Annotated in this window: 12 protein-coding genes; 5 read left to right on the top strand and 7 right to left on the bottom strand. The window is 29.1% G+C overall.

Features of this window, described 5'->3' with window-relative positions; all coding sequences use genetic code 11:
* Window positions 1–10 precede the first annotated feature (10 nt).
* Both bhYOR_RS00785 and bhYOR_RS00780 read left to right on the top strand, forming a co-directional pair.
* A complete protein-coding gene (locus tag bhYOR_RS00785; RefSeq protein WP_025399510.1) occupies window positions 11–988 on the top strand; it encodes a calcium/sodium antiporter in 978 nt (325 codons plus the stop codon).
* A gap of 77 nt (window positions 989–1,065) precedes the next feature.
* On the top strand, window positions 1,066–2,817 hold the full coding sequence (locus bhYOR_RS00780; RefSeq protein ID WP_025399509.1) for a hypothetical protein: 1,752 nt from the start codon (window positions 1,066–1,068) through the stop codon (window positions 2,815–2,817).
* Between the two features lie 3 nt (window positions 2,818–2,820).
* On the opposite strand, the gene bhYOR_RS00775 is transcribed toward bhYOR_RS00780, so the two are convergent.
* Window positions 2,821–2,988: a hypothetical protein gene (locus bhYOR_RS00775; protein WP_086936058.1), complete on the bottom strand. Its 168-nt coding sequence runs from the start codon at window positions 2,986–2,988 to the stop codon at window positions 2,821–2,823.
* A 70-nt stretch (window positions 2,989–3,058) separates the two neighbouring features.
* Here bhYOR_RS00775 and bhYOR_RS00770 point away from each other — a divergent pair, with 70 nt between their 5' ends.
* On the top strand, window positions 3,059–4,654 hold the full coding sequence (locus bhYOR_RS00770) for an RHS repeat domain-containing protein (RefSeq protein ID WP_025399508.1): 1,596 nt from the start codon (window positions 3,059–3,061) through the stop codon (window positions 4,652–4,654).
* Here the strand turns inward: bhYOR_RS00770 and alr are convergent.
* The 4 genes from alr to bhYOR_RS00750 form a co-directional block, all read right to left on the bottom strand.
* Window positions 4,646–5,746: an alanine racemase gene (gene alr / locus bhYOR_RS00765; RefSeq protein WP_025399507.1), complete on the bottom strand. Its 1,101-nt coding sequence runs from the start codon at window positions 5,744–5,746 to the stop codon at window positions 4,646–4,648. The genes bhYOR_RS00770 and alr overlap by 9 nt on opposite strands.
* Window positions 5,747–5,872: 126 nt before the next feature.
* Complete coding sequence (locus bhYOR_RS00760; RefSeq protein ID WP_025399506.1) at window positions 5,873–6,289, bottom strand: hypothetical protein; 417 nt, start codon at window positions 6,287–6,289, stop codon at window positions 5,873–5,875.
* A 3-nt stretch (window positions 6,290–6,292) separates the two neighbouring features.
* Entirely contained in the window at window positions 6,293–6,718 is a 426-nt protein-coding gene (locus tag bhYOR_RS00755) for a hypothetical protein (protein ID WP_025399505.1), read from the bottom strand.
* Window positions 6,719–6,740: 22 nt separating this feature from the next.
* A complete protein-coding gene (locus bhYOR_RS00750; RefSeq protein ID WP_025399504.1) occupies window positions 6,741–7,874 on the bottom strand; it encodes an LIC_12708 family protein in 1,134 nt (377 codons plus the stop codon).
* A gap of 63 nt (window positions 7,875–7,937) precedes the next feature.
* On the opposite strand from bhYOR_RS00750, the gene secA reads away from it, so the two are divergent.
* Together secA and bhYOR_RS00740 are read left to right on the top strand one after the other, a co-directional pair.
* Window positions 7,938–10,634: a preprotein translocase subunit SecA gene (gene secA / locus bhYOR_RS00745; RefSeq protein ID WP_025433976.1), complete on the top strand. Its 2,697-nt coding sequence runs from the start codon at window positions 7,938–7,940 to the stop codon at window positions 10,632–10,634.
* A 12-nt stretch (window positions 10,635–10,646) separates the two neighbouring features.
* Complete coding sequence (locus tag bhYOR_RS00740) at window positions 10,647–11,258, top strand: superoxide dismutase (RefSeq protein ID WP_025433975.1); 612 nt, start codon at window positions 10,647–10,649, stop codon at window positions 11,256–11,258.
* A gap of 95 nt (window positions 11,259–11,353) precedes the next feature.
* Here the strand turns inward: bhYOR_RS00740 and nagB are convergent, their stop codons facing one another.
* Both nagB and nagA read right to left on the bottom strand, forming a co-directional pair.
* Window positions 11,354–12,157, bottom strand: a complete 804-nt coding sequence (gene nagB, locus bhYOR_RS00735) for a glucosamine-6-phosphate deaminase (protein WP_025399501.1) — start codon at window positions 12,155–12,157, stop codon at window positions 11,354–11,356.
* A 33-nt stretch (window positions 12,158–12,190) separates the two neighbouring features.
* Window positions 12,191–13,396, bottom strand: coding sequence for an N-acetylglucosamine-6-phosphate deacetylase (gene nagA, locus bhYOR_RS00730; protein ID WP_025399500.1), 1,206 nt, complete (start codon window positions 13,394–13,396; stop codon window positions 12,191–12,193).
* Between the last annotated feature and the right edge of the window lie 139 nt (window positions 13,397–13,535).

Here is a 13,535-nt window from a genome sequence, read left to right as displayed (position 1 = left end):
GGAGATTTTTTTGGAATATATCCATTTTTTTTATGTAATACTAGGAATATTTTTATTGTATCTTGGTGGGAATTATCTTTTAAAGAGTTCTGTTAATATTGCTGCTTATTTTCAAGTCCCTAATCTTTTAATCGGGGTTGTAATAGTATCTTTATCAACAAGTGCTCCAGAGCTTTTTACAAGTTTGATAGCATCTCTTAAGGGTAAGAATGAAATTATTGTTTCTAATATTATTGGTAGTAATATCATTAATATGTTACTTGCGCTTCCTTTAACAGGGCTTTTTTTAAAGATTGAAACTGATTATAAAAGGCTTAAATTTTCTTTTATAATTTTATTTTTATTGATGTCTCTTCTTTTATTGCTTTCTTTTGATTTTGGTACTTTGTCTTTTTTTAAGGTACCTTATTATAGAACCAGTGCATTGTTGATTTTAATTGTATTTTTATCTTATTTATTTTTATTTTACAGAGAAGAGAAAAAATGTAATTCTATTACAAAAGATATAGAGAATCTTAATTGTGATTATGGGTTTAAGTTTTTATTTTTAAATACCTTGCTTTTATTGTTAAGTATATGTTTTTTATATTTAGGCTCAAAGTTATTAATAGATAGTTCAATATACGTTGCACACAATATTTTTAATATTAGTGAAAAGGTTATTGGAATTGTTTTTGTAGCTTTTGGAACCAGCATTCCAGAGATTGTTGTTTCTCTTTTTGCAGTAATTAAAAAGGAGTCAGAAATCGCTCTTGGCAATATCATTGGAAGTAATATATTTAATATTGGATTTATTTTGTCTAGTAATAGTTTTGTAAATCCAGTACTTATGAGTGATATTTATCTTGCTGACTTTAGTATTATGTTTGCCGTATCTTTAATCTTGTTATTAATAGTGAGGTTTAGAGGATTTTTTAGCAGAGGGCCTTCTATTCTTTTTTTATTTTTATATATCTTATATAATTCATTTTTGTTTGATGTTTTTTAATTCCATTAAATTTGTCAATATGCTATTATTATGTTATGTTATCATTGTTTTGCATATGAGGAGATTAGAAGTATAAGATGAAAAAGTTACCCGAAATTTTCTATCTAAATGATAAGGAATTGGATATTTTGATTTCTCAGATAGGGATTTCTTCAGATGCTCAGAAAATGATTTTAAGAATTATTTTGGAGCATAAGCAAAATGTCATAAATTATGCTAATTTTATCGAAGATTATTCTGTTAAAATTCGTTCTCTTAAAGGAGAACTAGATTTATTATTTCGCAAGCTTTATGAGGTTAGGCGGGGGATTATTGTTAATCAGTCGACATCGAATGGAGAATTGGTGCCTTATAAAATCATAATAACAAATGAGAATAGTTATGATTTTTATTATTATGCTATAGATGATTTGTTTTTAAAGCATTATGTGGGAATAGAGCTTTTTAGTACTTTGCTTACAACTAGAAATATAGATAAGAGTTTGTTGGCTTTTGAGAAAGAATTCGTTACTCTTTCAAATTCAGACGTTAATCTTAAATATTTTCAAGATAATTATTCATTGAAGAAGATATTTGTGTTAAATTCATTGATAATTCCTTCAGGACAAGCCTTATATTTTGTTGAATTTATGAAAAGAATTTTATTCGGAATTGCTTCTAACAGAATAGTTAAAGATGTTTTTATGAGAGCTAAAAATTTAAAGCTTAGTGAGTATGATCGAATTTTGGATGAGGGCATCAGTGGTGTTGGGGTTGCTTATAATCTTCTTTTAGGGATTTTAGAAAATAAAGATGAGATCTTAAGTAAGAAAGGTGTTAATATTTCTAAACATTATTTTACTTTTTTAGAAATATTAAATCTTTATATTGTTAATGAGAAGAGCTTAGAAGAAGCTAGAAATCTAGAAAGCATTAAAATTGATGAAACTTTGAAATCAATTGAAAAAGCAATAGAGTTTAAACCGGGATTTATTAATATAGAAGAATTTAAAAATATTCTTCAAGAGCATTCTGGAGGATTATCTGACCCTGAGCATTTTTTAAAGATGGCTAATGAATACTTTTTTGAATCCAATATTAATACTTCATTACCCAAAATATTTAGTATTAAACATGGTATATATTTATATAAGCCTTGTGCTTATTCTATGTTTTTAAAAGAATTCGATCAAATTTTAGTTGATATTAGGGATAGGTTAAAAAATGAATTTACAAAAATGTTGAGTAACGGTAAGAATTCTTCTACTATTCTGACGGAGGAAGGTCTTGAGAAAACGTTGATTGAATTCATTGCTAATTATGATATAAATGATTATTGCTTAAAAAATAAGGTTGTATTTCTTGATTTTATTGTTTCGCATTATAGACGGGTTTCTAAAACGCAAAATATCCAGACTCATCTTAAGGATATAATAAAAACTGAAGCTGCAAAGTATTTTAAGAATAGTAATACATTTTTACCACTTTATAGGATTTATAAAGTGGATTTGTCAAAGATTTTAAATTCTGCTTATAGGGATCTACCTTTGTTAAAGAGACTTTTATTATTCTTAACAGGGAAGCAGCAAAGTTATAAAGAGGCTTTATCTAGATTAAATTCTAAAGCTATGGTTAAAAATAATGCTGGGCTTTTTGATCCAGGCGAGAGAGTAAAAAGACAGCTAGATAAAAGACGAAAACAAAGGGAAGAGTTAAGAGAACAAATTAGGAATTCCTATGCTAAAAAGGGCAAGGGAACCCCTAAAGGACAGCCCTTAAGTCGAACTTATACTAAAAGCGAGCAAGATGAAGCTTGGATGAAATTTGAAGATAAACTCAATAAAAAATAAATTTTAAAATAAATCTTTAGGTCTTCTTGCTGTATTTTTTGAGGCTTGGCATTCAGCATAGTGTTTTATTTTGCCATTTTCAAATTTAGATTTCATTATAATTTTTCCGCCCCACTTGCTTAGTAGCTCTTTAGAACCACTTCTTTGGGCATTTTTCGAAATTTTTGCCATCTTAAACTCCTGTACTAACTTATTGTATAATAAATCTATCAAAATAAGATTGATTGATCAAGGAATGGTTATGTTTTTGGTGATGTTGTTTGTGGCTTATGCTCTTTTTTCAGAAGAAATTTACTATAGGTTTGCTGATTATGATATTAATTATAGGGTAATTGGGAAATATGAGATCAGTAAGGAAGATGCTGAGGAAGAATGTGGATATAAATTCACTTATGATGGTGGTAAGCTTATATTTGTTGATTATATTGGCAAACTTAATATTTTAATGCCTTCTTTTTTTGGTGTAAGTCAGATTAAAATAGAACATTCTGAGGATATAGAGAGAAGATTATTTCTAAATGGAGGTTTTGCTGCTAAAAATTCAAAAGATGTTTATGTTGAACAAATAGAATACTTTCCAAATGGCAGACCTAAGAGTATTTTTAATTATAATAAATCTAATGAGATTATAAGGGATAAGTATGGAGTTGCTTATTACCATTTTATTTATAATGATGATAGTAGTTTTTATGTTTATAGGTTTAGTGAGGTTGGTTTTCAAATTAAAGATTTAAATGATGTTTATTATACTAAAGTTATTTATAATGATTCTGATCGTACAAAAACAGTTTTATATTACGATAATAATAATTATAACATAAAGGCTAAGAATGGAATATATGGTTTTAGATTGACTTATGATAGTACACATAATATTGTAAAAGAAGAATATTTAGAGCAAGTATTTTCTTTGTATGCAAACCCTTTTTCTGTTGCAATAAAGACATATCGTTATGATTTTGATGGTAAGCTTATTGAAGTTTTAAATTATGATATTAAGAATAACTTGACCCCTGATGAGAATAATGTAGCAATATATAGATATGAATATAATTTAAAAGAAAAGGATTATTTTTATAAGGAGTATAATTATGATGCTAACAATAATTTAATTGTTAGTCAAAATGGTTATGCGATGAGAAAAACCATTTTTTATCTACAAAATAATGAAAAAAGGATAATAAACTATAGTAATAAAATAAATAAGAATTATAATAGTGATATTCCTGCTAGTTATGAAGAAAAATGTGAGATAATGGATGATTTTAAAGGTATTGCGGTTTATAGTTATAAGTATGATAATAAGTTTTATTTAATTGAAAGCCTTTTCTTCGATAAAAATTTTAATTTAATTAGTGATTCTAATGGGGTTATGATTTATAGATATGCTTATAATGAAGATGGACTTCTTAAGTCCCAAGAGCATTATGGAGATTTTGATAATCCGATAGATGATGCTGCAGGTGTTTTTAGATATAGGTTTGCATATGATGTTAATGGCAATGTGATCTTGAAGAGTAATTATTCTAAGAGTGGGGTTTTGGTTGCGGATCGGAGTGCTGTTTTTGAGTATACTTATGAGTATGATAAACAAAATAGATTGATTAGTCAGAAAAATTTTGGTAGTCTAGGACAGTTACAAGATGATATTCATGGTGTTAGTATGTATAAATATGAGTACAATAAGTTTGGCAAGCTTTCAAAAAAGACACATCATGGTCCAGATTTAAGACTGAGGGATAATATTGGGGGTATTTCGGTTTATAAATGGATTTATGATAGTAAAGGTAATTTAGTTGATTTTCAAAAATTTAATTCTTTAGGTAATTTAATATAAATATTTTTTCTTCTCGTATTTTCCAATGGAGCAAAGTATTTCGTATGTGCTCATGCCAGATTCCTTGCTAAGTATATTTAAGCTTAATCTTTCAGAAATGATTTCTACTTTTTCTCCTATAGTGATTTTTAGATCTTTAGGTATTTCTATAATTGAAATATTCATACATATTTTTCCTCTAACGAAGCATTTTCTATTTCTTATTATGCAATAAAAATTGTTAGATGTATTTTGTGGAATTCCATCAAAATATCCAACTGGTATAAGTCCGATTTGCATATCTTCTTTTGCGGTGAAAAGACCAGAGTATGATATTTGTTCTCCCTTTTTTATATTTTTAAGAAATATGATTTTTGAATATAAGTTTAGTACGGGTTTAAGTTGTAAATTGTTGTTTGAGATGTTTGGATTTGGATGATATCCATATAAAATAAGTCCTGGTCTTACCATGTTAAATTTTTCGCTTATTTTGTAGTTTGCTATATGTTCTGAGTTGGAAGCATGAATAAATTTTGGATTTATATTTTTGCTTTTAAGTTCATTTATGAAATAAATAAATTTTTCGATTTGTGTTTGGGTAATTTTTGTATTTTCTGTTGTTGGTAAATGTGTACAAATTCCTTCAAATGCTACTGATTTTGAATTTTGAATTTGGATTGCTAGATTAAGAGCATCTTCTATTTTAATACCATATCTGTTCATTCCAACATCAACTTTTAAATGAATCTTAATTTTTTTATTTTGTTTTCTACATTCTTGTTCTATTAGTGATAAGTATTGAGAATCAGCAACAAAAGGTGTGATATTGAATTTAACTAGATTTTTTATTGCATTTTTGTCTGTGTTAATGTAGAGCAGTATGTTTGCGTTTTTATCTATTTTTTTAAGCTTTAAAGCATCATCTATCCAAAAGAGACCAAAATAATTTACCCCTTTTTCTTTTAAGAATTTGAATGTTTGAATAAGTCCGTGTCCATAAGCATCGCCTTTGAGTGTGGCTACTAATTCTCTTTTTTGAATATGGTTTTTAATTGATATTAGATTGTGGTTTAGATTTTGAAGGTTTATGATAATTTCTTTATGTTTAGTCATTTTGTATATTATAGTACATAATGCACTATTGAGATTGACATTAAAAAAATCTTGTTTTATTAGATTTTACATTACCAATCTTATTTTTTAAAATTGTAATTGGAATTGCATACTGTAAGTTAGATTTTAAAGAAAAGGTACTTTTGGTACAAGAAAATGAATTATTCCAATAATTAATGCTAGAATTCCTATTAATTTTTTATTGCTTTCAATGAAAGATTTAAATTTTCCATATTCTTTGTTGTTTTGAAGGTTTATGGGTATTTTTTGGCTTAAGAAAAAGATAAAACCAATAAAAAATAAACTGATAGTAGGAAGTAAATTTCCAATTATTGGCAGATCATAAGGTATGATTATTTCAAAGATGCTAGTTACTAAAAATATTGTGCCAAAAATGCTTCTTACATTTTTGTTATTATTAACTAGATTTACAAATTCTTCAAAGATGATCAAGCATTTAAATCGTTCTCCCAAAATTGGAAATGCTAGTACTATTCCTCCCAAGATATTAAGTAAAACAGACATAAAATATATTTGTAACATTTTTTACCCTCCAAAATTTAATCTTTTACTAAAATATGCCTTATCGCCTCTTTGATTTATTAGCACTATATTTAATAAACCCTCATTCCTATATGCAACATTAGTATATAATGTATAGTGAATCTTGTCTATGTAAATTATATTATTTTCAATAAGTTTATTATCTAAATATACTTCTATATTGGCTTTTCCTAAGGCTTTTATGTCATGACTTTTAATATTGATTTTGATATATAGATTTTTATTCTTTATTTTATGTTCTATTGTGATAGTAGGATTGTATTTGCTTTCTAATTTTTGTAATTTGGGAATTAATATAACTTTAATAATAATTAGAATTATGACAAAGATTATTCCAAGGATTAGATTTTTTTTGAGTCGTTGTTTATGCTTATTTTGTATTTTCTCTTTGCAATTCTTATTTTCCATAAATGCTAACTTTTGAGTTGTTTCATAATTTAAGTAAATTATTTAAATTCCACCAATAAACGCTGACCCCACTTTTTTCTCCATAAAGTATGCTAAGTATTCCATCTTTAGATAGGCTTTCAGCAAGAAATTTAAGGTTTGGTGGTTCAATTAAAACCATTTGTTCTTTTATCTTGCCCTTATTATCCAGTTTCCATATTAAAGTGTTAGATAGGTTTTTCATGTTAGTAGATGCTATTATTTTATCTTTTTGAATTCCAATGATATTGATGAAACTTTCTTGTTGATCATCTAATAGATTTTGAGGTAGTGTAATTTTATTTTTTATTTCAAATTCTTTATTTTTGTTTAGGCTCATTGTATAGAAATATTGATTCTTGATCTTAACCCCAAGGTCATTAATGTTTTCATTGGTTCTGATGTTTTCATAGTGGGTTGTCTTTGCATAGATGATTTTTTTGTTTACTTCAAAAAATACTTTGTCTATTGATATGTTATATTTTTTTCTCTCTTCTTCTGGTATTTGTAATATGTTTGTATTAACATAAATCTTATAGAGAGGTGAGAGATCTTTATCGTAAGAGTATATTATATATCCTTCATGATATATAGTTATTATTGCTATGTTATTTCCGTCGTCAATATTGATATCGTAAACTTGTGGGAATGGTGTTCCATTTTGTCCTTCTTGACCTAGTATTTCTACAGATGAATCTTTATTTAAAATAAGTATTCGTGTAGAGTATGCTATGTTTTCTTTCTCATCGAATTTGGACTTCTTATGATCTATCTTATCTGATATTACAATAAAGTCTTTTGATGGATAAATTGCCTGAATATTTTCAAAATCTATTTTTTTAATTTTAAGGTCAAAATTTGTTTTGAATATGCCATTTTGGTAAGTTTGAATTAATTTCCCATAAGAATTAAAAATCATTAGCTTATTTGCTTTTGTCTCTACAATATATACAAGTCCGTTGTATGTTTTAATGTCAAAGCTTGAATTGGTAAATTTGTTTATAAGCGGTGTTATTTCTCCAGGTAATGTTCCGAATGGTATTTTGAATTGTTGCTCCCCAAGTTCATTTAAAGTTTTGATATTACATGATATAATCATAAAAAATAAAATTAAATGAATTTTATAAAACTTTTTCATGTTTTAGATGTTATTATTTTAAATGGTTGAAAGTCAATTATTTTAGGAGAATTGAGACCTGATATGTTAAGATCGATATTTGAAGCAACTATTGGTTCAAAAAGTAAGAGGGATCTAAAAAATTATCTTCCTATTTTGAGGAATATTAATAAGCTTGAATCTTGGGCATTGTCTTTGTCAGACGAAGATTTTGCTAGGGAAACAGAAAAGTTTAAAGATGAACTTAAGGAAGGTAAAACTTTAGAAGATATTTTAGAGAGAGCATTTGCACTCTCGCGAGAAGCTGCTAGAAGACGACTTAAAGAGAGGCCTTATGATGTTCAACTTATTGCTGGGCTTGCGCTCCATCAGGGTAAAATAATCGAGATGAAGACCGGGGAAGGTAAAACTTTATCTTCAGTGCAGGCTGCTTACCTTAATAGTTTAACAGGCGATGGTGTTATTATCGTTACAGTTAATGATTATCTTGCAGAGCGTGATTCAAATTGGATGAAGCCGGTTTTTGAGCTTTTAGGAGTTAGTGTTGGTGTTGTACTATCTAATATGGATTCTGCTAAAAGGAAGATGGAATACGATAAGGATATTACTTATGTTACAAATAATGAGCTTGGATTTGATTATTTAAGAGATAACATGTGTTTTGATTTATCTCAAAAATCTTTGAATAATTTTAATTATTGTATTATCGATGAGATTGATTCGATTTTGATTGATGAAGCTAGAACCCCTTTAATTATTTCAGGTTCTACTGAAGGAGATACTAGTGCTTATCTTGAGGTTAATTCCCTTGTTTCACTTTTAAAGGAATGTTCTAAGGATCCAAAAACCGGGGATTATCCTTTAGAGATTGATGAGCTTGATGGGGATTATACGATTGATGAAAAGAGCAAGAGAGTATCTTTTACGGCAAATGGTTTAAATAATCTTGAGCAAATTTTGGTTTCAAAAGGCATAATTAAGGGTTCTATGTATGTTGATACTAATTTTAATTATGTTCATTATATGACCCAAGCATTGAAAGCGCATTTACTTTTTTTAAAGGACAGGGAATATATTGTTGGGGATTCTGGAGTTGAAATTGTTGATGAGTTTACAGGTCGTATTTTAAAAGGACGCAGATATTCTGATGGATTGCATCAGGCTATTGAGGCTAAGGAAGGTGTTAGAGTTGCAAGTGAGAATAAAACTATGGCGACAATTACATTTCAGAATTTATTTAGAATGTTTAATAAAATTTCCGGCATGACTGGTACGGCTGATACAGAAGCAAAAGAATTTCATAGGATATATAATCTTGATGTTGTAGTTGTTCCGACTAATAAATTGGTAGCACGAGTAGATGAGGATGATATTATTTATTACACCGAAGAATTTAAGTTTAAAGCAATTACAGATGAAGTTTATGAGGCTTATAAGAGAGGGCAACCAGTTCTTGTGGGGACTGTTTCTATTGAAAAATCTGAAGTATTGTCAAATATGTTTAAAAATAAAGGTATTAGACATGAAGTTCTAAACGCAAAGAATCATTTTCGTGAAGCGTTAATTATTGCTGAAGCAGGAGCAAAACATTCTGTTACAATTGCAACTAATATGGCTGGACGTGGTACTGACATTAAGCTTGGGGGTAATCTTGAGCACCGGGTTCGTAAAAAGTTTGGAACGGGTATGAGTCTTGAAGGGTTTCAAAAAGCTATGCAAACTGAGAGAGAGCATTATCTTAAAGATTATGAGGAAGTAAAGGCTCTTGGGGGACTTTATGTTATTGGTAGTGAGCGTCATGAGTCAAGAAGAATAGATAATCAGCTTAGAGGACGAGGTGGGAGACAGGGGGATCCTGGTCGATCAAGGTTTTATGTATCACTTGAAGATGATTTAATGCGTCTTTTTGCAGGTGATAACTTGAGAGCTTTAATGGGAAAGCTTGGGATGGCAACAGGTGAACCTATTGTGCATTCTTTATTAACAAAATCCTTAGTTAATGCGCAAAAGCGTGTGGAGGATAGAAATTTTGAGATTAGAAAGCATCTCTTAGAATATGATGATGTTATAACAAAGCATAGGGAGTTTATTTATTCTCAAAGGGATTCAATTCTTAATGATAATAATATTAAGGAACGTATTCTTCTCTCTTTAAGAGAATATCTTGATTTTTTATTTGATCAAATTAAGGGCGAAGTAGTTACAAGTTCTGTACTAAGTGAGATAAATTCAGTTTTTGCTTATATGATGGATAGTATTGGTTCTGTTGAAACCATGAGTATTTTGGATTTGAAAGATAAGTTAATGGAAATTGCAAAGTCTAATCTTGATGCAAAGGAAGAATTAATTGGAGCTGAACTTTTAAATGAATTTTTAAAACATGAGTATTTAAGAAATATTGACTTTAAGTTTCAAGACCATCTTGCAAATCTTGATTCTTTAAGAGAGTCGGTTTACCTTAGATCTTATGCTAATAAAAATCCAATTACTGAATATAAGGAAGAAGGTTTTGCAATCTTTGGTGAGCTTGTTAAAGATATTAAAGTTGAAACTTTAAGGCGAACTTTGCAGATGAGGGTAGGTATTGATTCTAGTGGTTATAAAGATAAAAAACCTAGAAATGTTCGTGCTATGCATAAGGAGTTCTCAGGCATTACTTCTGCGGAAAGAGGAAATGCAGCAGAAATTCAAATAGTTAGAACTACTCCCAAGATTGGAAGGAATGAGCCCTGTTATTGTGGCAGTGAAAAGAAATATAAAAATTGTCATGGAAAAACCTAAAAGGAGGAGCTTGTGTTTAAGTTGCCAGAACTTGATTATGCTTATGATGCTTTAGATCCGTATATTGATGCTAAGACAATGGAAATTCACCATACTAAACATCATAATGCATATACTGCGAATTTAAATTCTGTTCTTGAGAAGACAGAAATAAATTATTCTAAAGATATTGAGAGTATATTAAAAAATATTCAAAGGTTTCCCAAGGAATTTCAGACAGCTATCAGAAATAATGCTGGTGGATATTCTAATCATATTTTGTATTTTAGGATTCTAAAGCCTGGGAATAAAAATAATATTTTAGAAAATTTTGAAGAGCATGTAAATTCTACTTTTGGTAGTCTTGATAATCTTAAGATGGTATTAAAAGATTCAGCTATGAGTATTTTTGGAAGTGGTTGGGCTTGGCTAGTTCTTCATGCAAATAGAGAATTGCAAGTAATATCAAGGCCAAATCAGGACAGTCCTTTAATGGAGGACTATAAACCTATTTTAGGTATTGATGTTTGGGAACATGCTTATTATCTTAAATATCAGAATAGAAGGGTTGAATATATTGATGCGTTCTTTAAGGCTTTAAATTGGGAAGAAGTTTCAAGAGTTTATAATGAAATCATAGAATAATATGATTTTTAATCATTGCATGAACTAAGCTTAAAGATGTTTTTCTTGTGTTTAATTTATATTGTATTTACTGCTTTAGGAAATTATAATAATGTTTATATATCGTTATTATAATTTCCTTTTTCAATATCATTGAAATATTTTACTGTTCCGACTTTTAGTTCATATGTTGCAGCTTCATCTGATACTATAATTGCATTTTTATGTAACTGCAGCGTGCTAATTGTCCACATGTGATTCACTCCTTTTTCAATAGCGTGTCTTAATGCTCTTGCTTTATTGTGTCCATTTACTATAATCATCACTTCTTTTGAATCCATAATTGTTCCTACTCCTACTGTTAAGGCACTTTTGGGAACTTTATTGATATCATTTTCAAAAAATCTTGAATTTGCAATAATTGTGTCTTGAGTTAGAGTTTTAATTCTTGTCCTTGATTTCAGTGATGACCCAGGTTCATTAAAGGCAATATGACCATCAGGTCCAATTCCCCCCACAAAGAGCATGATGCCACCGTAAGATTTAATTTTATTCTCGTATTCTGCGCATTCATTTGTAAGATTAGTAGCATTGCCGTTTAACATGTGTACATTTTCTTTTTTGATATCTATATGTGAGAAAAAATTGTTCCACATAAATGAGTGATAGCTTTCAGGATGATTTTTATCTAAGCCTACGTATTCATCCATGTTAAATGTGACTACATTCTCAAATGAGATTTTTCCAATTTTATTCATTTCGATTAAATTTTTATACATTCCAATTGGTGAGCTGCCTGTTGGGAGTCCTAAGATGAATGGGTTTTCTTTTGTTGGTGAGAATTCTTTTATTCTCATAGCTACATGATTAGCACCCCATTTTGAAATGTCATCATAGTTAGCTCTAATGATTAATCTCATTTATTTCCCCCTTATATTTATAAATAAATAAAATCAAAGTCTATTAAAAATTATTTTTGATTCTATCATTGTTAATTTTAAATTTAAATCTTTATCAAGGACATTTATATTTGCATCATAACCGTGACATATGGATCCTTTTTTTTCAAGATTAATTATTCTTACTGGATTGTATGAACTTGCTTGAATGGCATCGCTTAAACTATATCCAAATTCTACTAGATTTTTAATGCCTTGTATCATTGTGATAGCCGAGCCTGCTATTGTATCGTTTTCTACAATATGAAATAATCCGTCGTTTTTAAGGTATACCTCTTCTCCATTAGCTATTAATTTTCCAGAGGGTTGTAGTGTTGGGGTTAATCCATCAGTTATAAGCACTAATTTGCTTATGTCTTTAAGTTTTCTAAGCATTAAAACAAGTTTTGGATGAATATGACGCCCATCAGCAATAAGTTCACAAGATACATCTCCATGAATTAAAACCGCTCCTATTGCATTTGGATTTCTGTGATCAAGTTTTGACATTGCATTGAAAAAATGAGTTGTGTGAAGTATACCTACTTGGAAACCCTCAATCATGTTTTCATATTTTGCATTGGTATGACCTGCTTGAAGTGTGATATTATTTTCCATGCAAAACATCGCAAGCTCTCTCATACCTTTAAGTTCAGGTGCAACTGTCATTGTTGCAATGTTTGTTCTTTTTCTTCCAAAAGAATCTGTAAAAGTACCCCCTGCTGCATCTATGAATTTTTTCATGATCTCAATGCTTGGTTTTTGAAGATAAGAGGTAGGATGTGCACCTTTTTTTTCAGGAGAGAAAAATGGCCCTTCAAGATGAAGTCCTAAAATTTTTGCGCCTTTTTCTTTGCCTATTGCTTCGGTGCATGCTTTGATTGTTGCGATCATTTCTTCGATTGGACGTGGGTAAAGTGTTGGTAGAAAACCTACTACGCCGTACTCTGCTAAATGTTGTGACATTTTAATTATTGAGTTTGTTGAGCATTGATCAGTTCCATAGCCGTGAAATCCATGTATGTGATTATCATAAAGACCAGGTGTTATATAGTTACCCTTAACATCAATCATTTCATAGTTTTGTAGGTCAATTTTTGCAAGTCTATCGGCTGTTACGATATCAAAAATTTTACTGTCTTTAATAAGTACAGCTGAATTATCTATTTTATCATTTCCTGTCAGCACAGATTTTGAATTAAACAAGCAGAAATTTGGCATATTTACTCTCCTACAAAATTAAATTTTACTATAAGCAAATATCTTTTTAAAGATACTTGATTTTTATATGTATTTTTAATGGATGTTTGTTGTTAATTTTGCGGTAGATATGGTTTTATGTGTAAGAATTTATATATTT

The organism is Borrelia nietonii YOR (genome assembly GCF_023035795.1).
Taxonomy (GTDB): Bacteria; Spirochaetota; Spirochaetia; order Borreliales; family Borreliaceae; genus Borrelia; species Borrelia hermsii.
The sequence above is the reverse complement of the archived record's forward strand: the minus strand, read 5'-3'. Positions and strand labels throughout refer to the sequence as shown.

Excerpts from the sequence above, each read along its gene's own strand:
- bhYOR_RS00780 (WP_025399509.1), top strand. The coding sequence starts at position 1,066 with ATGAAAAAGTTACCCGAAATTTTCTATCTAAATGATAAGGAATTGGAT.
- bhYOR_RS00775 (WP_086936058.1), bottom strand. The coding sequence starts at position 2,988 with ATGGCAAAAATTTCGAAAAATGCCCAAAGAAGTGGTTCTAAAGAGCTA.
- bhYOR_RS00770 (WP_025399508.1), top strand. The coding sequence starts at position 3,059 with ATGTTTTTGGTGATGTTGTTTGTGGCTTATGCTCTTTTTTCAGAAGAA.
- alr (WP_025399507.1), bottom strand. The coding sequence starts at position 5,746 with ATGACTAAACATAAAGAAATTATCATAAACCTTCAAAATCTAAACCAC.
- bhYOR_RS00760 (WP_025399506.1), bottom strand. The coding sequence starts at position 6,289 with ATGTTACAAATATATTTTATGTCTGTTTTACTTAATATCTTGGGAGGA.
- bhYOR_RS00755 (WP_025399505.1), bottom strand. The coding sequence starts at position 6,718 with ATGGAAAATAAGAATTGCAAAGAGAAAATACAAAATAAGCATAAACAA.
- bhYOR_RS00750 (WP_025399504.1), bottom strand. The coding sequence starts at position 7,874 with ATGAAAAAGTTTTATAAAATTCATTTAATTTTATTTTTTATGATTATA.
- secA (WP_025433976.1), top strand. The coding sequence starts at position 7,938 with ATGTTAAGATCGATATTTGAAGCAACTATTGGTTCAAAAAGTAAGAGG.
- nagB (WP_025399501.1), bottom strand. The coding sequence starts at position 12,157 with ATGAGATTAATCATTAGAGCTAACTATGATGACATTTCAAAATGGGGT.
- nagA (WP_025399500.1), bottom strand. The coding sequence starts at position 13,396 with ATGCCAAATTTCTGCTTGTTTAATTCAAAATCTGTGCTGACAGGAAAT.